General features: G+C 40.8%; 16 protein-coding genes and 1 pseudogene. 11 read left to right on the top strand and 6 right to left on the bottom strand.

Annotation, left to right across the window (positions count from 1 at the left end; translation table 11 throughout):
- Positions 1-21: 21 nt before the first annotated feature.
- The 3 genes from ansA to AC0L6H_RS17340 all read left to right on the top strand — a co-directional run bounded on the left by ansA (position 22) and on the right by AC0L6H_RS17340 (position 5,728).
- Positions 22-1,035 (top strand): asparaginase, encoded by a 1,014-nt coding sequence (gene ansA, locus AC0L6H_RS17350; protein WP_473394571.1) that lies wholly within the window; start codon positions 22-24, stop codon positions 1,033-1,035.
- A gap of 178 nt (positions 1,036-1,213) precedes the next feature.
- Entirely contained in the window at positions 1,214-2,161 is a 948-nt protein-coding gene (locus AC0L6H_RS17345) for an ABC transporter ATP-binding protein (protein ID WP_473390456.1), read from the top strand.
- Positions 2,162-2,170: 9 nt separating this feature from the next.
- A complete protein-coding gene (locus AC0L6H_RS17340) occupies positions 2,171-5,728 on the top strand; it encodes an ABC transporter permease/M1 family aminopeptidase (RefSeq protein ID WP_473390455.1) in 3,558 nt (1,185 codons plus the stop codon).
- A 69-nt stretch (positions 5,729-5,797) separates the two neighbouring features.
- On the opposite strand, the gene katG is transcribed toward AC0L6H_RS17340, so the two are convergent.
- Both katG and AC0L6H_RS17330 read right to left on the bottom strand, forming a co-directional pair.
- Positions 5,798-8,062, bottom strand: a complete 2,265-nt coding sequence (gene katG, locus AC0L6H_RS17335) for a catalase/peroxidase HPI (protein ID WP_473390453.1) — start codon at positions 8,060-8,062, stop codon at positions 5,798-5,800.
- 386 nt (positions 8,063-8,448) lie between these two features.
- Positions 8,449-8,703, bottom strand: a pseudogene (locus AC0L6H_RS17330) (alpha/beta hydrolase family protein); the annotation flags it as partial.
- 465 nt (positions 8,704-9,168) lie between these two features.
- Between AC0L6H_RS17330 and AC0L6H_RS17325 the strand changes: the two are divergent.
- From AC0L6H_RS17325 to AC0L6H_RS17290, 8 genes are all read left to right on the top strand, one after another.
- Positions 9,169-9,696: a hypothetical protein gene (locus AC0L6H_RS17325; RefSeq protein WP_473390452.1), complete on the top strand. Its 528-nt coding sequence runs from the start codon at positions 9,169-9,171 to the stop codon at positions 9,694-9,696.
- On the top strand, positions 9,686-10,183 hold the full coding sequence (locus tag AC0L6H_RS17320; protein WP_473390450.1) for a hypothetical protein: 498 nt from the start codon (positions 9,686-9,688) through the stop codon (positions 10,181-10,183). The genes AC0L6H_RS17325 and AC0L6H_RS17320 overlap by 11 nt, the downstream gene beginning before the upstream one ends.
- Positions 10,184-10,421: 238 nt before the next feature.
- Positions 10,422-12,458 carry a protein kinase domain-containing protein gene (locus tag AC0L6H_RS17315; protein WP_473390449.1) on the top strand — a complete coding sequence of 679 codons (2,037 nt, stop codon included), beginning with the start codon at positions 10,422-10,424 and terminating at the stop codon, positions 12,456-12,458.
- Between the two features lie 76 nt (positions 12,459-12,534).
- On the top strand, positions 12,535-14,841 hold the full coding sequence (locus AC0L6H_RS17310; protein WP_473390447.1) for an FHA domain-containing protein: 2,307 nt from the start codon (positions 12,535-12,537) through the stop codon (positions 14,839-14,841).
- A gap of 2 nt (positions 14,842-14,843) precedes the next feature.
- Positions 14,844-16,535 carry a hypothetical protein gene (locus AC0L6H_RS17305; protein ID WP_473390446.1) on the top strand — a complete coding sequence of 564 codons (1,692 nt, stop codon included), beginning with the start codon at positions 14,844-14,846 and terminating at the stop codon, positions 16,533-16,535.
- Position 16,536: 1 nt separating this feature from the next.
- The gene (locus tag AC0L6H_RS17300) at positions 16,537-17,118 is read left to right on the top strand and encodes a hypothetical protein (RefSeq protein ID WP_473390445.1); all 582 of its coding nucleotides are present in this window, start codon (positions 16,537-16,539) and stop codon (positions 17,116-17,118) included.
- A 67-nt stretch (positions 17,119-17,185) separates the two neighbouring features.
- Positions 17,186-17,830, top strand: a complete 645-nt coding sequence (locus AC0L6H_RS17295) for a hypothetical protein (protein ID WP_473390443.1) — start codon at positions 17,186-17,188, stop codon at positions 17,828-17,830.
- A 71-nt stretch (positions 17,831-17,901) separates the two neighbouring features.
- Complete coding sequence (locus AC0L6H_RS17290) at positions 17,902-18,606, top strand: hypothetical protein (RefSeq protein ID WP_473390442.1); 705 nt, start codon at positions 17,902-17,904, stop codon at positions 18,604-18,606.
- Between the two features lie 193 nt (positions 18,607-18,799).
- Here AC0L6H_RS17290 and AC0L6H_RS17285 read toward each other — a convergent pair whose 3' ends face one another.
- Genes AC0L6H_RS17285 through AC0L6H_RS17270 form a run of 4 tightly spaced genes read right to left on the bottom strand, consistent with a single transcriptional unit; the run spans position 18,800 to position 22,298 of the window.
- On the bottom strand, positions 18,800-21,241 hold the full coding sequence (locus tag AC0L6H_RS17285) for a cation-translocating P-type ATPase (protein ID WP_473390440.1): 2,442 nt from the start codon (positions 21,239-21,241) through the stop codon (positions 18,800-18,802).
- Complete coding sequence (locus AC0L6H_RS17280) at positions 21,238-21,435, bottom strand: cation-transporting P-type ATPase (protein WP_473390439.1); 198 nt, start codon at positions 21,433-21,435, stop codon at positions 21,238-21,240. Before AC0L6H_RS17280 ends, AC0L6H_RS17285 begins: the two co-directional genes overlap by 4 nt.
- Positions 21,435-22,016: a hypothetical protein gene (locus AC0L6H_RS17275; RefSeq protein WP_473390437.1), complete on the bottom strand. Its 582-nt coding sequence runs from the start codon at positions 22,014-22,016 to the stop codon at positions 21,435-21,437. Before AC0L6H_RS17275 ends, AC0L6H_RS17280 begins: the two co-directional genes overlap by 1 nt.
- 21 nt (positions 22,017-22,037) lie before the next feature.
- Positions 22,038-22,298 carry a DUF211 domain-containing protein gene (locus AC0L6H_RS17270; protein ID WP_473390436.1) on the bottom strand — a complete coding sequence of 87 codons (261 nt, stop codon included), beginning with the start codon at positions 22,296-22,298 and terminating at the stop codon, positions 22,038-22,040.
- Positions 22,299-22,352: the final 54 nt, after the last annotated feature.

Here is a 22,352-nt window from a genome sequence, read left to right as displayed (position 1 = left end):
CGAGGTATGACATTTATGAACATAAAAAAGCACATCTACATTGCCTATACTGGCGGTACCATTGGCATGAAACCCTCTGCTAAGGGCTTCGTGCCCGCTGCCGGCTATTTGAGCGAGACCCTGGCAAAGATGCCCGAGTTCCACCGCAGCGAAATGCCTGATTTTACTATCCATGAATACGATAATTTACTCGATTCGAGTGACATGGTGCCAGCTGACTGGCAGACAATCGCCCAAGATATTGCAAACAATTATGCAAAATACGACGGCTTTATCATATTGCATGGCACAGACACTATGGCCTACACTAGTTCAGCATTGAGCTTTATGCTTGAAGGTTTGCAAAAGCCGGTTATTATTACAGGCTCGCAAATACCGCTAGCACAGCTTCGCTCTGATGGCCAAGCCAACCTCTTAAATGCCCTGTACATCGCGGCAAATTATCCTATTGGTGAGGTGACCTTATTTTTCAACAACAAATTGTTTCGCGGCAACCGTGCGCGTAAAGTAGACGCTGATGGTTTTGATGCTTTTGGCTCACCTAACTTCCCGCATTTGTTGACCGCGGGTATAAATATAGAAGTTAATACCCGTATCCCTAAATTAAAAAATATTGGATCTGAATTAGTCGTAAGCCCTATTAAGAGCCAACCAGTAGGGATGTTAAGTTTGTATCCCGGTATTAGTAGCACCGTGCTTACAAACATTGTTCAACAACCCGTAAATGCGCTTATTTTACTGAGCTATGGTGTGGGTAATGCACCACAAAATCCACAGCTATTGGCGCAAATTGAACGAGCTACTCAACAAGGTATTATTGTGGTTAATTGTACACAGTGTATTCGCGGTACGGTTGATATGTCGGGCTATGCTAACGGCAAATACGTTGAGGAAACCGGTGTTGTTTCAGGTAAAGACATCACGCCTGAAGCTGCCTTGGCGAAATTACATTATTTATTAAGTAAAAATGACCTTAACTTAGCGCAAATGCGGCACGATATGGGTAGAGCGTTGCGTGGAGAAATGACCGATTAAGTACATTGCCCGCTAAATAAGCTAAGCAATGTGACTTTAGATGCAAAAGCAAACACATTTCGAAACACTTCTAGGCATAATGCTACTTTCCATTCCTTCTTTGCATTGTTACCTTAGAGCTTATAAGTAGGGCGTTTAAAAAACGCTTTTTGTGACTGGCCTTATTCTTGGAAATTCTATGCTCACTATCACCGATGTGAATAAAACCTACTCAAATGGCATTAAAGCCTTAGATGGCGTATCACTTAATATCCCCAAAGGCTTGTTTGGCTTGTTAGGGCCTAATGGCGCAGGTAAATCTACACTAATGCGAACGATAGCAACTTTGCAACAACCTGATGATGGCCTTATCAAGTTTGACGACATCGACGTGATAGAGCAGTCTAATGAATTGCGTCGACGCTTGGGTTATTTACCGCAAGAATTTGGTGTTTATCCTCGTATTAGTGCGTATGACTTGCTCGATCACTTAGCCATTTTAAAAGGTATTACGCTAAAAAGTGAACGACACGAAGCGGTAGAAGGTCTACTCGCCCACACTAATTTGTTTGCCCATCGGAAAAATGCAGTTAGTTCTTTTTCAGGGGGGATGAGGCAGCGTTTTGGCATTGCACAAGCCTTGCTGGGCGACCCAGACTTATTGATTGTTGATGAACCCACTGCGGGGCTTGATCCAGAAGAGCGAAACCGCTTTCATAATTTGTTGGTTAGTTTAGGTAAAGATAAAGTCATTATTTTATCGACGCACATCGTAGACGATGTGTCTGAACTTTGTCCTAATATGGCTATTTTAGGTGGAGGCAAAATTTTATTGCAGGGTAATCCTGTGGAAGTGACTAATTCGCTACAAGGTAAAGTATGGCGCAAGACGATACTGCCCGAAGAAATGGAAGCCTATGAAGACAAGTACGATGTTATATCAAAACGTTTATTTGCTGGACGTACCGTTTTGCATGTCATGTCCAAAAGTGCACCTGAGGGCTTCGAATCAGCGCCGGCAACCCTCGAAGACGCATACTTCAATGTATTAAAGCGGCAAAGAGACAATACTTTAGAAAACCAATCTGGCGAAGAAATGTCGCAAGCGCACAATAAGTCAAGCGAAGCTAACAGCACGCACATATAAGGACAGTCAATGATGTTTGTAAATATGCTCTGTTTTGAGTGGCGCTATTTTTCAAAACAGCCGTCATTTATAGTGACTAGCCTTATTTTTTTTCTATTACCTTTTTTAGTGATAGCCGTAGAACAAATTCAAGTGGCCAGCGGCGGCAATGTGCATGCAAACGGCACATTCTCGACCGCGCAAATCATGCTCATTTTTGGTATCTTTGCGATGTTCTTGGTGGTCAATTTTGTTGCGAGTACTGCAGTGCGAAATGACGCCATGGGAATGAGTGAAATTCTCTATACGAAACCTATTGCACCATTTGCCTACCAAGGTGGTCGATTTATTGGTGCCTATCTAATGGTGCTCACCGTTTCGCTCATGGTCCCTTTGGGTCTATTTGTTGGTAGTTTAATGCCTTGGCTTGATTCTGAACGTTTAGGCAGTATCAATGTTTTGGCTTATCTACTTCCTTATTTATACTTCACAATCCCTACTACATTTATTCTTTCCGCTATTTTTTATGCCGCCGCCTTACGGTTTAGAAATATGATGGCTGTGTATTTATTCGCTTTAGCGTTGTTTGTATTACACGGTGCGTCAGGGGCTATATTCAATGACCCCAGTCAACGAGATATGCTAGCTATTGGGGATCCTTTCGGTATACGCGCTTTTATGGACGCTACGCGCTATTGGTCGCCGGTGCAAAAGAACACTGAACTGTTAAGTTTATCTGGCAATATTCTGATCAACCGCTTGCTTTGGCTTAGTATTAGTATCGCGATTTTATTTGGTTTAGGACGGGTGATGTCACCGCTTAAATTATACTCCAGAAAAGAAAATAGAGTGAAAAAAAGCTATGGCTTTACCCAAGCGCTAGACAATAATATTCGCTACAAATATAGATTAGGGGCTGGGCTTAGCCAATTTAAAACGCGTGTTATGTTTGAAATTAAACAAGTCATTTTAAGCCCAGGTTTTGTTGTGTTGTTGCTTATCGCGGCGGTCATTATTGTCAAAGAGTTTGTGAGTCCGCAAGGTGCATTTGGCACTAGCAACTGGCCGTTAACACAATATATGGTCGAACTCATTCAAGCTGCCTTTTCTTTAGCGGTTGTTATTGTGATTACATTTTATAGCGCAGAAGTCGTTTGGCGTGAACGCACAAATGGAATGGGTGACATTATTGATAGCATGCCCGTGCATAACTTTATCTTTTGGTCGTCTAAACTTTTTGCGGTTTGTTTGATTATTGTCAGTTTAATGCTCGTGGGTATGGTCGCTACGCTTGCTAATCAGCTCAGTAAAGGTTATCTAAATTTCGATTTCTATCAGTATTTTGTCAGCTTGCTCTACTTCACGGTTTTGCCGCAAATTTACTTGGTTATACTGGCTTTCTTCATCCAAGCAATAAGTCCTAATAAATATGTAGGCATGCTGATTTTTGTCGGGTATTTCTTTGTTTCCTTAGCATTTAATCAAATTGGTATTGAGCACAACATGTTTAACTATAGTGCTGCGCCAATATTGCAGTATTCAGATATGAATGGCTACGGCTGGCTTATGCAAACCCAGCACTATTATATGGCTTATTGGGGAGCATTTGCTTTAGTTTTATCGGCATTTAGTTATGCACTGTGGCAACGAGGGGCTGATACAAATATAAAGTCCCGAATTTACTCAATTGGCTATGGCCTTGGTCGGCGCGGACAAACAGCGGTTGTATTTGGCACCGTTGCTTTTATCAGTTTAGGGACTGTTATTCACTACAACACAAAAGTAACAAATGAGTTTGTAAGCGCAAAGGAGCTAAAACAAATTCGTGCTGATTATGAAAAAACCTACGACCAATATAGTGAAGATCCTATTCCAACGGTAACTGCCGTTGACCTTAACGTTGCGATATTTCCTGAACGCAGAAAGCTTGAGCTTGTTGCAAAATTGACCTTGACCAACAAAGAGAAAGAACCCCTGCAACGCTTTTTAATAAATTACCCTAGATACAGTGCTGTTGAAATTGAGGGCGCAAAAATTAGTGACTATAACAACACCTTCAAAACAGCGTGGATGTCGTTTGATACGCCATTGGCAGCAAACGAAAAAGTCGAGATAGTGATGCGAATTGCGCGCAAACATATGGGCTTTAAAGACCGTGATGAAGACGTTACTTTGCTGCAAAACGGCACATTTATAGACAATTATGCGCTTTTCCCGTATTTTGGTGTAAGTAAGGCGAGTTACCTGACTGATCAACATGATCGTCGAAATCAAGATTTACCGCCTCCTCAACGCGCCTATAAACTGGAAGATGAAAGCCGATATTACGAGAGCTTTTTTGGCGAACATGTGGCCATGATTGACTTTAAGGCGACGCTCTCGACAAGTTCCGACCAAATTGCTATTGCACCTGGTTATTTGAAAGATTATTGGGCAGAGGGCGATAGAAATTACTTCGTATATGAGATGGACTCGCCCATGATTAATTTCTATAACATCATGTCGGGGCGACTAAAAGTCAAAACGCTCCCTCACAATGGTGTTGAGATAGCGGTTTATTATCACAAAGACCATGCGTGGAATGTCGATAGAATGATTGAATCAACCCAAGATTCTATTGATTTCTTTAGTCAAGCCTTTGGTCCTTACCAGCACAAACAATTACGAATCATTGAATTTCCTGGTTATCGGCAGTTTGCACAAAGTTTTGCCAATACCGTGCCGTACTCTGAACGTATCGGCTTTATTAGCGATTTGCGAAATAGCGATGAAATTGACTCTGTTTATTATATTACCGCTCATGAAGTTGCTCACCAATGGTTTGGTCATCAATTAGATGCAGCCAATGTGCAGGGAAGTGCGGTATTGTCAGAGACACTATCCCAATATGCTGCCTTACAGTTGATGTTGAAAAAGTATGGTGAAAGCAAAATGCGTAAATTTTTAACCTACGAATTAGATACCTATTTACGCGGTCGAGCAAACGAGTATTTAGAAGAAATGCCTTTGATGCGAGCCGAAAACCAAGCCTATATTCATTATAATAAAGGCTCGGTTGTGATGATGGCAATCGCAGATAGAGTGGGCGCTGACAAAATAAATACTGCTGTAAAAAGCCTTGTCGATACCTTTAAATTTAGCGATGGACGCCGTGCCACCACCTTAGATTTACTAGGGGCAATAAAAGAGGTGGCAGCACAACAAGACCATAATTCTATTGAGCAACAGTTTAAGCAGATCAATTTATATAATATCAAACTAGAAGATGCTAATTGGCAAGCCGAGAAGTCTGAAATTTCACTTAATATAAATACATCACGCTTGATTGCTGACGGTAAAGGGAATGAACAAAAAGTACCTTTCGATGATTTCGTTGATATCGTCGTTTTTAGTGATGATCCGGATGATTTTGATAGCAATACACGCATTTTATACCGTCAAAAGCATCGATTGCTTGATGGGGAAAATACCTTAGTAATTAATGTCGATAAGGGAGTTGACGAGGGTGTTGAACCTGCATACATAGGCGTTGACCCCTTTGTACGCTTTATTGATAGAGACAGTAAAGACAATATACGTAAACTATGATTGGCTGAACTTATGTTGCAGGAATATGCGGCTTACTGTTTAGGCAAGCCGCATTATCGGGTACTCGCTTTATCTATCAGCGTTCATCACTTTTACCCACGCTTTTACAAAGTCTTGTGCAAACTTTTGTTGAGCATTGTCGTAGGCATATACCTCAGCAACGGCTCTCAATTCTGAGTTAGAGCCAAAGATTAAGTCAACAGAGGTAGCGGTCCATTTACTTTCACCTGTTTTTCTATCTAAGCCTTCGTATAAACCAGCTTGGTCTGCTTTCTTCCAAACTGTTGACATATCAAGTAGATTGACAAAGTAGTCATTGTTTAATGTGCCTGGTTTATCGGTGAAAATGCCGTGCTGTATTCCCCCGTGGTTTGCATTTAGTGACCGCATACCACCCACTAACACAGTCATTTCAGCAACACTTAGGCCGAGCTTATCGGCTTGGTCCACTAAACTTTCGGTCGGTGATTTATAGCTTTCTTCAGCGTTGTAGTAGTTTCTGAAACCATCAGATGATAATTTCAACAAATCAAAAGCGTTAATGTCGGTCTGCTCTTGTGTTGCATCACCGCGCCCGGCATTAAACGGTACGCTTATATCCAGACCTGCATCTTTTGCTGCTTTCTCGATAGCGGCAGCGCCACCTAACACGATAAGATCAGCAAGAGATACTTTATCGCTATTAAAGAAACCGCTAGATGCGTCTTTTTGGATTTCTCTTAATACCTTCAATACTTTCTCTAACTCATCTGGGTTGTTGACTGCCCATTCCTTTTGCGGGAGTAGGGCAACGCGAGCACCATTTGCGCCGCCACGCATATCTGTATTTCGATAGCTTGCAGCTGAAGCCCATGCCACTCTAACTAATTCAGATACGCTAAGGTCTGAATCTAATATCTTACTTTTCAAAGCTTCAATTGCATCATCATCGATATCAGACTGGGTTTCTGCATCGATGGGATCTTGCCAAATCATGACTTCTTTGGGGACGTCATCGCCTAAAAAGTTTCTACTTGGTCCCATGTCTCGATGCGTCAGTTTATACCATGCTTTTGCAAAAGCGAGTTGATACTCTTTTGGATCTGCGCGGAAGCGTTCAGCAATTTTACGATATTCAGGGTCAAACTTTAAGGCCAAATCAGCGGTTGTCATCACCGGGGGATTAAACTTGCCTTCAACATGTGCATCAGGGACTACTTTGTGCAAAGATTCGTCGGTGGGTATCCATTGGATCGCGCCTGCCGGGCTTCTTGTTTGTTTCCATTCAAAATCCAGTAGGTTTGTTAAATACAACGAAGTCCAGCGAGTTGGCGCTTGCGTCCACGCACCCTCCAGTCCGCTGGTAACGGTATCTTCAGAGTGACCTTTACCGCATTTATTCTTCCAACCCAATCCTTGTTCTTCAATGCCTGCGGCAGCAGGCTCTGCTGATAAGCAATCTGCTGGTTTGTGCGCACCATGCATTTTTCCAAATGTATGACCTCCTGCTATTAAGGCTAAGGTTTCTTCGTCGTTCATCGCCATGCGCGAGAAGGCAACCCTAATATTTTTAGCTGAACCTAAAGGGTCTGGGACACCTCTGGGTCCTTCTGGGTTTACATAAATCAGGCCCATGTGAGTGGCGCCTAAAGGACGTTCTAATTTTCCATCTTTATCTTCACGGTCGCTGGCGAGCATTTCAATTTCAGGTCCCCAGTATACTAAATCAGGTTCCCAATCATCGGCCCGTCCGCCTGCGAAGCCATAGGTTTCAAAGCCCATATTTTCAAGTGCGACATTACCCGCAAGCACCATTAAGTCAGACCAAGATAAAGCTTCACCGTATTTTTGTTTGATTGGCCATAGTAGACGTCTGGCTTTATCTAAATTACCGTTGTCGGGCCAGCTATTTAAAGGCTCGAAGCGCTGTTGTCCACCGCCTGCTCCACCGCGACCATCTAAGGTTCTGTAAGTGCCTGCACTATGCCAAGTCATGCGAATAAAAAAGGGCCCGTAGTTACCAAAATCAGAGGGCCACCAATCTTGTGATGTAGTGAGTAGGGTATCGATATCTTTTTTTGCGGCGTCCAAATCAAGCTTTGAGAATGCTTTTGCATAATCAAAGTCGGGGCCATGCGGATTAGAGCGTTGGTCTTGATCTCTTAGTGAACTAAGATCGAGTTGATCCGGCCACCAAAATTGGTTTGATTTAGCTTGCCCCATTTTGCTAGGGCCACTGCCAGTCGCCCCTTTTGGTTTTGAAATTTCTTGGGCGAGTACAAAAGTGCTACTTGCCGTTAAACAAATGCAGGTAATGGCAGCTAACTTACTTAGCGAAAATAGTTGTTTTGTCATGACAAAGTGTCCTTAACATTGTGAGTTAATGTAAAATAATTGTATATGGCAATAGGCTTGGTTGTGATCCCTGCCTATACTTTACAAATTTCGTCTTTAGGTCGTTAACCTAGAGCACTGCCTCGCAGTATATGGAGTTTATAATGTTAGTGATATACAAAAAAAGCGATTGCTCTAATCGTAAAAGTAGATTATGTAAATGAAATGTAAAGGATGGGGCGTTTTGTTATTTACTTGGGCTAGATTTACTTGTATTAAATTACAGTGTATGTCATGGGTAAAAGAGACATAAAAATTGACGAAAATTGTTATATAAAAGTACTGTGGCATGTCGTAAAAAAGTAGGGCCTAAGAGGGTTTCTTCGGCCCATTAGATATGTTTTATTTTACGCTTGTGGTTTGTTCTTATAACGTTCAAACCAAGCCAAAATGTTGCCTACTTTTTGAATCAGGCGAGTTGGTTTTGCCGCTATAGAATGTCCAGAATCAGGTATACGTACCATTGCGGTGGGCACGCCAGCAAGCTTTAAGGCTTGATAATATTGTTCAGATTCACTAATGGGTGTGCGGTAGTCCGCTTCTCCGGTTAATAGCATCGTTGGCGTTCTCACCTCGCCTACCAAACTTAAGGGAGAATGCTTTTATTGTTTAGCTTGAGCAATATGTACTACAGCACTCAAACAGAGCGATATTAAGCAAAAAATGGTGAGTAGGCTTACAGGCTTAAACGGCATATAGGAGGGTTTTACTGGGTAAGAACTACTACGGTTTATCATTTTTATATCCGTTATAGTCAAGTGAAAAATGCACCTTTGTGCACTAAGAAGCGTCTTTTTAGAACTAGTTTAGGACTTTTATTCATAAGGCGAGCAAAAATCCGTTTAATCGTTTCATACTCCAAATTAGGCATATCGACATAAGGGCACATGGCATCAATAAAGCCTCAAAATATGCCTAGCTTGTTTTTTAGCATACTAAGTTGACGGCATTGAGTATACAAATAAAAGTGACAATTGCCATATTTGAGACTTAGTTTTAAAAGATGTGTTTTCGATACTTATAAACCATGCGTGAGACTGTAGGGCACGCCATAGCGAGATATAGCAATGCACAGCGTCAACGACATTACTAATATGCAAGATACCTCTACTCAAGCAATGACCGAAGTAGCCTTGGGCTTATCGATGGCGTTTTTTGCTCTCCTCATTATTGCCTTGGTATCGCTTACCTTACCGAATGAAGATAAAAATCAGGAAGCCGAATTGGCGGCCACAAGCACACAAACACGTAATGAAGCTGTCGATATTTCAGAACAAATAGAGCTAACAATTGAGAGCTCTCAAGGCCATTCGCAAGAAGATCATTTGCAAACGGCCGCAGCAGCAAAACAAGACAGCATTTTACTCTATTGGAATGAACAGTTTTTTACGACTCAAGGCAACTTGGTTGATTTTAGTGAGCTTTCAGCAAGCAACGAGTTTATCGTCGCGGTTAGTCCTCAAATATCTTTCAATCAACTATTAGCGATACAAACAAAATTTTCAGGACGACAGATGCGCTTAACTAAACTGTCACCTCAATGGCAAGCTTCTCTTAGCCAAATAAATAATGAGAACAAAAAAAATGAATTATAGCTACAGTGAAAGGGCTGCTCACCCACAACCTACTCGAACTACTTACCAGAAAATTGTCGATAAGCGACCTGTTGATTACAAGCAAGGTCCAGAACTGTCTGCTAATAGCAAACGTGCCAAAAAACGCAAGCTACTTACTTACTTGGGTACTGCAGGTCTTATATTATTGTTTATCCTTTTTGCATTAGACCCACAACTTACGGCAAGTACGTCGACCAAAGCTGGGCAATCCATCAAAACAAACGAGACTTTGCTTAACGCACAAGAATCTTTGACGGACTTAGATGACCAAAGGCAGCGTCTTGTAAACTTGCGAATGCATAATGTATTACGTGCAAGGTCTAAACCCCTCTCTTCATCAATGTCACTACATTCATCTGCTAGTCAAACGAAGGCTACTTTGATAAACGTAAGCGAAGAAGAGAATATTCTGAAAAACCAAGCAATAAAACAATCCTTAGTAGCAAAATGGGAATCAAGTTTTTAATGCTCCCCCAGCGACTAATAAAATTAGTTTAGCCGGTTTACGCTAATCCTCTCCTTTCCCCCGGCGAATATCCCATCAAAAGCATAGAAAATCCAATAAAAGTGCTTTTTTGGCATATGATTTTCTTAACTAATTACTTTGTTGGTGTAAAACCTGCATAAAAGCTCATTACCGGTTTATGTGAAGAAAATGGCTGATTATTGACGCCATATGCGAAGGTATTTACAAACATCAACAAATGTCGACTATAGATTTTTACATTCAAGGTCAACGCATTGACCAATATAGCGTGGTGAAGCTTCTCAACACCACGGCAACTAGTCATTTGTATCTAGTACAAGATGAGCTCGCGCATAAACAGCAAGTGCTCAAGCTTTATGCTGGCAGCTGTTTAAACACACAGGTAAGCGCCTTTATCAATCAGGCGAAGCTATTACAGGCTTTTTCGGCCCATGCAAATATCGTCGACGTTGTCCATTTTGGGCTGATCAATGATGCTCCTAGTAATCATCAAAAACTCGAGCCACCAGAAGAAGCTAGCGAAAGACCCTTTTTAGTGATGCCACATTATCCCCATAGCCTTAACGACTTGTTGGCCTTGCATCAGCAACGCTTAAGTTTTGTGACAAGTTTGCATATGGTTAATCAAGTGATTGATGCTTTGCAAGCACTGCACTCTAAAGGGGTGCTACACCTAGATATAAAGCCGCATAATATTTTATTAGATGAAAAAAATAATGCCTTGCTAGCAGATTTTGGTAGCGCATTTATTCTTGAAAATAGTCCTTTCGCAAGCCAGTTTTCAAGCTTATCGATTACGTGTATTGACGACGCAAATCAATATATGAGCGGGACGTTAGATTATGCTAGCCCTGAACATAAACGAGCGATCTTGGAACAAAATGTACAATCTAGGACAATTACGGCAAAAAGTGACATGTATTCCTTGGGCCTTTTGTGGTATCGATTGTTAACAGGTAAATTTGTATTGGACGAGGCTGAAACTAGTCAGCAGAGGGGACAAACTACCATAGCAGGGGATCTTGAAAACATAGCACCTGAGTGGGCAGGTCGTCTCATCACTGAACTACTATCCCCAGATCCAAGTAGCCGTCCTGACGCAAACATATGTAAATCACGAATACTGCAACAAATTAGTGCTCCGGAAGTTAATCAAACGATTGCAATAACAACTCGAAAAACGCCGTCTTCCCTAAAATCTTCGTTTCCTGTGCCCAAAGGCTTTTTGTTTAAATATATACTCCCTTTGTTAGCCATCGTGATTGTTTTAGTTTATTGGTTTACGGTACCGAGTCCGTATGAGTCATTTACACAAAAAGAAAGCTCTACCCTCTTAAAAGAGGGGAAGGAGGCCGCACTTAATGGAAAACAAGAGATTAGTCAGGAATTATCGAAGCAAAGCTTGCAAGAAAATTCAGAAGGTTTACTTGCTACCGAAGAAATGGCTGCAAAACAAGCACGTTCAGCGACGGATGCAGAATTTACACAGCATTTTAGTGAAGTTAATTTTTCAGTGAGTCACGGCGCGTATTTATTAAAAGGCGCCGTCAACCGTTTCGCAAATACGACTTTCACCAACAGCTCCGAGAATACTCAGAGTATCTCAAAGCCTAGTCAAGAACTAAAAATTGAATGGCGAATTATGGACACGCTCCCCAATGCCAAAGTGATGACAACTGAAGTCAGCAATGCGTTTTATGCTATGTGTGTTGAAGAAGGTGCGTGCAAACACAAAAAACAATTTTCTACTAGCGCAATTAAGTCCTTAGCGTTTGCTGAAAAAAGCAATTATCCCAAGGTCAACATTGATTGGTACGAAGTGACAGAGCAATTCATTCCTTGGCTAAATAACAAGACTAACAAACTCTTCTCACTTCCAAGTAGAAATCAATGGTTGGCATTGCATCCCAATATTCAAGCGCAAATTAGCAAGGGTGTGGCGATACATTGTAAAAACTGTGAGCACAAGCTTGCCAGACAATATACGGGTGTTACTATGCCTGTTGATGCAGTTGGCCTGAAACAAGATGGCATGTATCATAGTTTAGGTAATGTACAAGAATGGCTAGATAGCTGTTGGCAGGAAAAAAGCGCAGATGGCGTACTTATACAGCGCTGTGACCAGGCGATTGTTGCTGGAGGTTCATGGTTAAGTCAGCAGAGTGAAATTTCCCAACAGCCCCTGAAAAGGTTATTAAAAAACGCAAAAACGCCGACCACAGGATTCCGCTTGCTCGAGATAATTAATGATTAGGCATGACATTAAGCTTCCAATACCCCAAAGAACATTTATTGGGCTTTTTAAACTTATAATAGTAATTGGATTTAGCTTGTTAATAAACACCAAGGTCTTCGCGCGTAATTGGCAAATCATGCTGGTACCTGAGTCGATAGAAGATGCAGTGACGCAAAGTGAGCAGGCTGACCTGCTACCTAAATCAACACTAGATTCGCCACCCATTATTTTCACACAAAAGCTATCAAGCGCTTTACAAAGACTAAATGCAGATTACGCTCACATTGAAAATGGCCTAGCAATGAGCCTTGCGCGTAGCGCAGAAACAGTAATTGAGCCTGAAAAAGTATTGGGCTCGTGTGAGCGGTATTTATGCGGCCAAAGTGATATTACACAATTAATGAACACTACAAGTAATACTGCGCCAAATGTTCATTTGGTCGCCTTGTATGCATTTGGTGGAGATAAGGATAATTTAACGCTATATCTACGTTTGCTTGACCCCTTATCATTGCAAGTATTGTTGTCTGATAGTTTACGTATGCTTGAACAACCCAGTCAAAGCAGTCTTTTTGCATTAGGGCAAGATATGGGGATGGTTGTTGCACGCAAGCTAAGTGCCATTGTGCCTCAGCAACAGTTTACACTGCACTTTGAAGACTTTTTGTTTGATGAATTAAATGGATTAACAACACTGGTTTTAGCGAATAATCAAAACACACAACTGGTGTTAAATGAATCCTCGACATCTTACCTATTTATAAATCGTTATTTTCCACTAACATCTAGTGAGTATACGCTACGAAGTTCTATGAGCGCCAGCCAAGTAAAGCAAATGCTAGCGACCTTTTTTAACAAGCAGCAGGTGCCTAGCGCAATACATTATAGGCAAACAACTCAAGCTAAGCATGCTAATGATAAACGCGCCAATATGCATTTTTCAATCAAACGTGAGGGCCAGCCTTATGTTCCTTCGATAATTACAAGAACCTTTATTATATTATGTTTTCTTGTCTTTATTGCTTTGTTTATTCGTAGGCAATATCTGCAGCGCTATTTACTTGCTTGCGCTAAAAAGCGAGACGCAGATAGATGGCTGAGAACCTATGAAAGAGCGTCTTTTACTCCCTATGGTTTGCGTACGAAGTGGGCGTCTCAATATTCATATTGGCGAAGTTTACAAAAAGAGTCAGAGCAATTAGCCACCAAAGCTAAACTTTATTTTGACGCAGGTGACATTAATACCAGTAAATTGTTTGTTAGTAAGGCGCTGCATGCAAACACGGCGAATAAAAAAGCCAATAAACTAGTCAAGGCAATCGAAGCACTTGAAAGCGCGTCTAAGTCCTTATCTGATAATGAGCAAAAAGTACGTAGCCAGTTGGCGCATGCCATGAGTCATTATCGCCAGCAGCAACCTATTGATGCCTTACGCCTGTTGTATCACGCACATGAGCTTATCCGCAGTGAGACATCATTAAAAAAACAGAGTAAAGCAATTGGCAAACTGATTAAGCAGGTCAAGAAGGAGGCCGCACAAACTTGTTATGCGGTGGTAATTACAAGTGACAAAGACCCCACTAGCCTGATGATTTGCGCTAACAAAACGGTACATATCGGGCGACGACCTGCTAATGACAGTGATACCTGGATAAGTAACGAGGATGGCGTTTTTTACCTCAATCATAAAGCGATATCTAGAATAGGACGCCACGGTTATTTACAAAAACAAGCTTCAGGTTTTGTTTGGGTCGATAGTAGTAAGAATGGTAGCTATATCAACAAAACCTTGATTAAGGCTCATCAACCCTACAAGTTGCACAATGAGGATACTTTGCAACTAGGCGGAAGTGATGATTTATTGTCAACACGTTTAGATTTGTCATTAAATGAACAAGAAACAATTTTACAATTAGCGGTCAATATTAAGCCAATGACCTTACTAGATAAACAAACATTAAATGAGCTTTGGCCCGACAATTCTCTCGCTACGCGGACTAATTTAGTCTGTACGCAACTTAAGTGCTGTCTTGTTTTTGATAGTGTTTTGGAAAAAATGCATATTTGTGAAATCGGAAAACTTCCTGGTGACAACGCTATAAAATCATCAAAAAGCAGTGAAAAGTCGCGATATGTTGCAGTTTGTAATTTGCTGTTAGGTGAGTATTCGAGCGTATCACCAATTGATTCAAAAGATAAACGCGCTGAACTCGTACTTGATTCACAAGCACTGCTAGGAGAGGTCCCGCTATTTTTACCTTGTGAGATTCGCTACGCTCAATACACCTTCCAATTAAGTGACTACGACACCCAAAATATACGATATGCCGCCCAAGCAACCGCAATCAACGATGCTATTAGTATTGTTGATAAAGACGCCAGCAAAGAGAATGGCAGTTGAATATGCATGCACTAGGTCAATACGCTGAATCGTCAATCGTTAATTACGGTCTAAGTGAGCAATTAAAAAGTGATTTTGACTTACTGCGAGAAGTAAGCGATAAAAATGGGAGTCCTAAGTTTACGAGCAAAAGCGTAGATAGCTTGGCCCAGCACTTAGTCTGTCGACACTACAGTAAGCTTTGTTATGAACTTAGTCATCTGCTGTGGTCAATCATATTTTTACAATCCAAAGGCCACAGTAGTGCTTCTATTCAGCAAGCGCTTTTGAATTACTTTTGGATAAGGCAGTGTCACTCATCATCTACATTTAGGGCTTATTTTGAAGACGCGCTTAGTGCGACGGTAGACCAGAATTTAGCCGCAATATCACTAACTCTCTGTGGTTCAAGCAACGCAGCGAATGACATCGATAGTAGCGGTGATTCAGCGCAGTCTTCAAGTCCCGGAATATCACTCAATATTTATGATCATAGTTTTAAAATACATGCATCAAGAGCAAATATTCTGGCTTGTTTTATGGAGTGGTTGGTGTGCGTGATCCCAGATCTACTACTTGGTGCAGAGCAAACCTTGCTGGGAAAAGGGCACAACGCCATAAGCGAATTTTCGAGTCACTTACAAAAACAAATCTATGCCTATCTAGGAGACAACTTACCTCCCGCTAAATTGCAACTAAGATATCGTATGATGCAGACCTTTTTTCAGGGCCAATATAGCGATGGCAATAGCATAGTGAACGACGGTAGTATTCTTCAGTTTTGGCTTTCGCACAATGAGCAAGAGGGATATGCCAAATTTTCTAGTGTGTTAAAGGACTGTTTGTCCTATCAGCAGGCCCTTGCGATTACCGATACAAGTTTGCATCACCGATACGCGCAATCTGATACAGACTTAGGTAGTGATAACGATATCGCCTTTGCGCAAAATCTGTTTGAAGTGAGTTCGGCTTATGCAAATGAGCATAGTATTGATATCAAATCCTTAAGCCAAGCTCCCAAAGCATTAAATAAACAGGCCTCAGAATTAATTGAGTTGGCAGCGACCTATCCTAAGTTCATGGTGCCACTTTCTTTAACTTGGTTGCGTTTTCAATCCTTTGCTAGTGTTCAACATAAACTAATTCAACGCACCCGCACACAGCAATATACGAATATTGCCACAGATAAATTTAACGCTTTATTCGAACAAGATTACTTGCAGATCTATAAGGCAAGTATTGGACTAATGGCGGGTAATCAGCAGACTTTGTTAGCAATAGTGCATATATTGTTGCCTAGGGCACCGGCTCAGGCTTGTTTAATCTTACTAAAACTCATGCCTTCGTTGCCTAAATACAAAATGTATTTTGAAGATTTTAGTGCCTTGTTGGATGGAAATGACTGCTTATCGCTGGAATTCGGTCAAGCTAGGCTTGCTCAGTGGCAACTTAGCTATCCTTGGTTTAAAGAGCTCATCAATCAATCTCAGCTAGCCTATAAAAAGATTAATCGTGATGGTTTTACTTCGAAAAGCATGCTTGACGAGCATGAATATACGCGCTGTGCTGAACATTTATTTGATCTGAATAAATTGATTAAACAATTGCTTAGCGCAATTAAAAAAAATACTCAGCAGTCAGATGCGAATTATAGGGCTGACCGTTTCATATTTAGCAGTGAGTTTACCCGTCTTTATTTACAGGATGCCAATTAATATGAATTTTACGCAGCGTGCTTTTATCGTGAACAAGCAACTTCAAGGCTTACTTTTAGTGCATGATATTGATGCGCCAAACGCAAACTCTGATAAAAGCGACCGTCAGCGAGTTAGTATGCAAAGCATTGTAGATGCCATATTGACGCCTAATTGCCAAACAAGCAAAGCGCTTATGCTCAAGATAAACGGCTCTTTAAGTGATTTTCGCCGGTACAAACAAGTCTTAGCAACACTAAGCCCCATGCAGAGTCAAAGCCAAATTGCGGCAAGTAGTTCACCAGATCGCGCAGCCAGCAACATTTTTAATTATACTCGTAAGGGTAATGGTTTTGAGATTAAGTTGATTCAAGAAAGTGAAGCGATAACAACCGACGTATATATTGTACTAACATTAGAAAATGCCTTTGAAGGTCAGGATCAATCATTGATGTATTTACATTGTGAATTAGCACAACAGATACAGGTGATAAGCCTTTCAAAAATAAACCCCACTAAGTATCAAGGCATTGTAAAAGCCAATGATGTCATTGTTAGCACTATCGTGAACGATGAAAGTCATTTATATTTAACCTCGGCTTAACGATTGACAATTGACAACATACATAAGGTATTAGTGTTGCTAAATAACCACTACATTCGGATTTGCGGTGTTAGAAGAAGGTAAGTCATCGAATAGACAGGCGTTTAATCGACGACGTGCTCAAGTATACATAGCAACTACCAAAGGCTTGGTAGAGGTGCAGTCTATTACTGCGCTTAAAAGTGATGAGCTTAGTTCTGTTGCCACTATTTGTAGTACCTCACAAGTTGCGGGTATTAATAGCGAGTATCAGGCCTTTGTTGAAAAACCCCAAGGCATAATAACGCGCTTATTTGGTGGCAAGGCCTACCGAGTGAATTTGTCAGGTGATATAGATAAAGGAATAAGTTGGCAATTAGCTGTCTTTTTAGCGCATTATTTATTCGAAAATGATTGCTTGGCAATGCACCGACAAGATGATTCCCAGCAAGATGAGCAAAAAAACGACCTAATATTTATTGCGACAGGGTGTATCGACACACTTTCTTTTGCTATTTTACCCATCGATTCGCTCGCTAAAAAATGTTTGCTTGCAACTAGTCAGATTGCACAGTGGCGGTCAGAAGGTAAACAGCTGTGTTTTCTTGCGCCACAACAAAATTTACGCGAGCCTTTGCCTGATGCAGCTATAAAGCTAACCCCAATAAAAAGTGTGAGCGACATTTCGCATATATGTTCTGTGTTTAATCTGCCGGTTTCCCCCTTGATTTAAATAGTGAAGGCGAAAACCAAGTTGCAACTGAAGTAAATATAAAACAGTCGGACTTTGACAATGAGCCTGTGTTGATTGAAGCCGATAGTATTGCGCCGTCATTAACAGAACCAACAAACAAAGCTCAAAAAGCTAACAAGCCTTACTTGATCATTGCTTCTGCCTTACTAGTGGTAGTGTTTGCTATCAGTGTTATAGTTACGCTAATTACAACTGAAAGCGAGGTAGAAGGCAGTCGTATAGTTAGTTCACAACCGGTCGTATTTGCACTCATTGCGTTATTGTCAGAGAACAAAAGCAGTTGTGCAAATGCAGTCCCAAGCTTAATAGACGAAACTCGAGTAACTAAAATAGGGCAGGTCAATGCCGTAAACTTAACGCACCTTTGTCAGCTTTTTCTCTTAAGTGATAAACAAATCGCTAGTTTATGGTTACTCAGTGACACAAAAGCGATTATTGAACTAAGCTTCGATGTTCTGGGTGATTTTGCCGAAAAACAACTTAAGCAGGACAGCGAACTTTTTTCCCCGAAGGCATCATCGCAGCTGTGGGAAATTCCCCTACCCACAAATCAAAGCCAAACCCGTCGCTATACATTACTTGCTTTTGCAAACCCGAGTGATGCGGCAGATTTAAGTTCATTAAACAGCTATATGCAGCGCTTACACGAGCAAGGCAAGGCACATACTATTGCCGATATACAAACCTGGATAGGCCAAACACAAAAACAAAACAAGGTGATACTTTTAAGCCATGAATTGACCCTGTCCAAATAAGCGTATTTCGTTCTTACAATATTTAATTTCATTAAAAAGCGGAATGCGTAATAACGATTAATTTGTAGAAATGTTTTACTTAATTGAACTGCATTTCTAACAAGAAAATCGGCAAAAATAATAAAATACCTAAATAAACACAATATGCTACATTTCAGTTCATAATTAAGACTTAGACAAACTAAATTCTTTTTTAAGTTGTAAGCCAATTATGCGATGAATAGATCAGTTGGCGCCTAATCAGCAGTTTTTCTATTTCTACCGCAAAAAATACCATCGAAGCAATTGCTACGCACAGAAACAAATGAGAGAGCGGCAAAGCTTGAGTACTGAATAGATCGTTAAAAATAGGAGTGTAAACTAGGGCTAGCTGTAAAGCAGCACTAAGAAGTACAGCGGCCAAAAGGTACACATTAGAAAACAAACCCTGGGTAAAAAATGATTCGGTATCGGAGCGTACGGCTAAGCTATGAAACAACTGTGCAAACACCAACACACAAAATACCATTGTTTGCCAATACGCGAGCTCATGGCTAAGCGCCCATTGCAAGGTGCCTAAACACAAAGCCCCAACCAGTAATCCCACCCAAAGAATATGCTGCCACATACCATGTGCAAATATGCTTTCGTTTTGTTTTCGAGGGGCTTTTTGCATGATGTTTTTTTCAGCCGGTTCGGCGCTAAACGCTAAACCAGGAAGGCCGTCTGTAACCAAATTTATCCATAAAATATGGATTGGTAGTAAAGGGATTGGCATGCCTAGTATTGGTGCCATTAGCAGTGTCCAAATTTCGCCTGAATTCGAACTCATTGTATATTTTATAAATTTACGAATGTTGTCGTAAATTCTACGACCAGCCGCAACTGCTTTGACGATGGTTGAAAAGTCGTCATTGAGTAAAATCATATCTGCTGCGCCTCTAGCAACATCAGTTCCCTTTTTACCCATCGCCACGCCGATATTTGCATGTTGTAAAGCGGGTGCGTCGTTAACTCCATCACCCGTCATCGCCACGAAATGTGATTGCTCTTGCAAAGCTCTTACAATTCTCAATTTTTGTTCAGGAGACACACGCGTATATACATTTGTTTTAATAACTTTTGCAGCAAAGTCAGCATCTGATAAACTTTGTAATTCATCACCATTGATAGAAACGATATCGCCGTTTCCTAGCCCTAGCTGTTTGGCAATCGCAATAGCGGTTCCTTTGTGGTCACCAGTAATCATAACCGGCCTTATACCGGCACTAATACATTGATTAACTGCATCTGGGACCTCACTTCGTAGCGGGTCAGAAATAGCAACAAGTCCTAAAAAGGTCAGGTCTTCCTCAATACTCTCAATGTCATTACTTTTAGGTCTCATGTCAAACCGTCGCATCGCTAGCGCTAAAACTCGGTTCCCTTGCGAAGATAACTCATCGACTTTGTGGAGCAAACGAGGTTGGTTAAAATCACTCTTATTGGCACCATACTCTGCACCCTTGCAACTAGCTATAATGCGTTCAGGTGCGCCTTTAGTAAACGAAACAAACCCTTGTTGATGAGCATGGATTGTCGTCATTTTTTTACGATCACTATCAAAAGGTAGTACATCTACTAATGCAAAATCAGCTAATAATGTTGATTTTTCAAAATGATTAATATGAGCAATATTAAAAAGTGCAATTTCCGTCGCTTCGCCTACAGTTTGTTCTTTGTTAATTTCAACATCATTGCTAATTGCCAAACCTACACCGAGCAAATAATGGTCCTCAGATAACTTGTCAAAGCATTCTGTTCCATCAAATATTTGGTTAGCGACCATTTTATTTTCAGTCAAAGTACCCGTTTTATCAGTACAAATAAAGGTAACTGCACCAAGAGTTTCAACTGCCGGCAAGTTTCTGATCAATGCTTGCTGCTTAAGAAGCTTGCTTGCGCCAATAGCCAAGGAAATGGTAATAACAGCAGGTAGCGCTTCAGGCACCGCGGCTACAGCTAAGCTTAATGATGTTAACACCATCAAGAAAAAGGCTTGCCCTTGGGCAATGCCTGCAAAAAATACCACGGTACAAACACATAAAATAGCAATGACGAGGTATTTACTAAATACACTCAACCGGATTTGCAATGGGGTTTTGGCTTGTTTTTCTTCGGTAAGTAAATTAGCAATGTGGCCTATTTCTGTTTGTATGCCTGTAGCAGTTACAACACCGATTGCTTTCCCCAATACCACTATACTGCTTTTAAAAACAAGATTTGTTTTGTCACCCAAAGGTAGCTTTGCTGTTTTTATTGACTCAACTTGTTTAGTGACAGCCACCGACTCACCCGTTAGGGCAGACTCATCTATCTGCAATCCTTGTACATTAATAAGACGCATATCAGCAGGTACAATGTCACCTTGTTCCAATAAAACAATATCTCCCGGAACTAAGCATTCGGTAGGTAATTGATAAATAGAATTGTCACGTTTTACTTTTACTTGAGGGCTTGCCAATTTTTTTAAGGCTAACAATGCTTGTTGTGCCCTAAATTCTTGAAAAGTACTTAACGCCGCGTTTAAAAAAAGAATAACTAAGATAATTATAGCGTCGGTAAACTCACCTAAAGCAGCTGAAATAACTACAGCAATCATAAGGATGATGGTCATAATTTCTTTAAACTGTCTGAAAAAAGCATCACTATGCTTCTTGGTTTAGCTTCTGGAAGTAGGTTTGGTCCATATTTAGCAGCAGCTTGAGAAGCCGAAGATGTAGACAATCCCTTGGCATTTGAACTCAATGCGTTTAGACATTCTTCTACACCTATGCAGTGCCAATCCTTTTTTCGATCATTATCTTGCATTACTGGCCACCGACAAAAAGATAAATTAGAAATGCTGTTGAAAATCCAATCACTAAGGTTTTTAGTCCACTAAGGTACCAAGGAATACCTGCAATACTGCTAAGAACAGCACCTAAAGCAAATAATAATAGTCCTGCAATCCCAAGACTTGCGTGCAAAGGAGCGCTTATCCACACAAAGCCTGCGTTATTTAACCAAAGAGGCAGCATAATCAAAAAAGAAATAAACAAAGGAGCTAAACCGTTTACCAATGCCACAACAATGGGCACAAAGCTTGCCGCGTGAGCGTGAGAAGAGTTACTTAAATCAGTTAGCATGGCGTCTTCGAGCTTTCGTAACAAAAATTTACGTTCAGCTCGCTCACTCACATAAGCGCTACTTACTCCTGACACACTAAGAGCGATTGCCGCTCCTAAACAAACGTTAATAACACTTGGCACTTGAATATTTGAACTCAATAAAAAGCCAAGAATTAAACCGAACATGGTAAGTGCCCCATCAAATCCATTGACAATAAAATATCGACGAATAATTGACTGAGACTGGCTCAAACGGATGAGTTCAAGCCATTTAGTTAACATTTGGTAAGCCTCCCATTATACTTAGCTCTTGCCATAGACTTCTACTACGTCAATGCTATGTATGGTTGCTCCCAGCTCGTTCAATTTGGATTGTATTTGGTCAAAATTCACATGCTCGCCGGTAATGTCTAAGTAGATAGACTCTGTGCTTTCATCTATTTCAACAAGTTCAAGTTTGATATTCCAAGCTGGGTTTAGTGCAGACAAAGCTATAGAAAATTCATAAGCGTTCGGTTTATGAGCTTTTAAAACGTCTAACTTTAAGCGGCTAACATTATTCATTCATTTTCTTCTTATCAAATCAAGTTAAACAAAAGTTATAATAAGCCAACAGGA

Source organism: Glaciecola sp. G7-5, assembly GCF_055808975.1.
The sequence above is the reverse complement of the archived record's forward strand: the minus strand, read 5'-3'. Positions and strand labels throughout refer to the sequence as shown.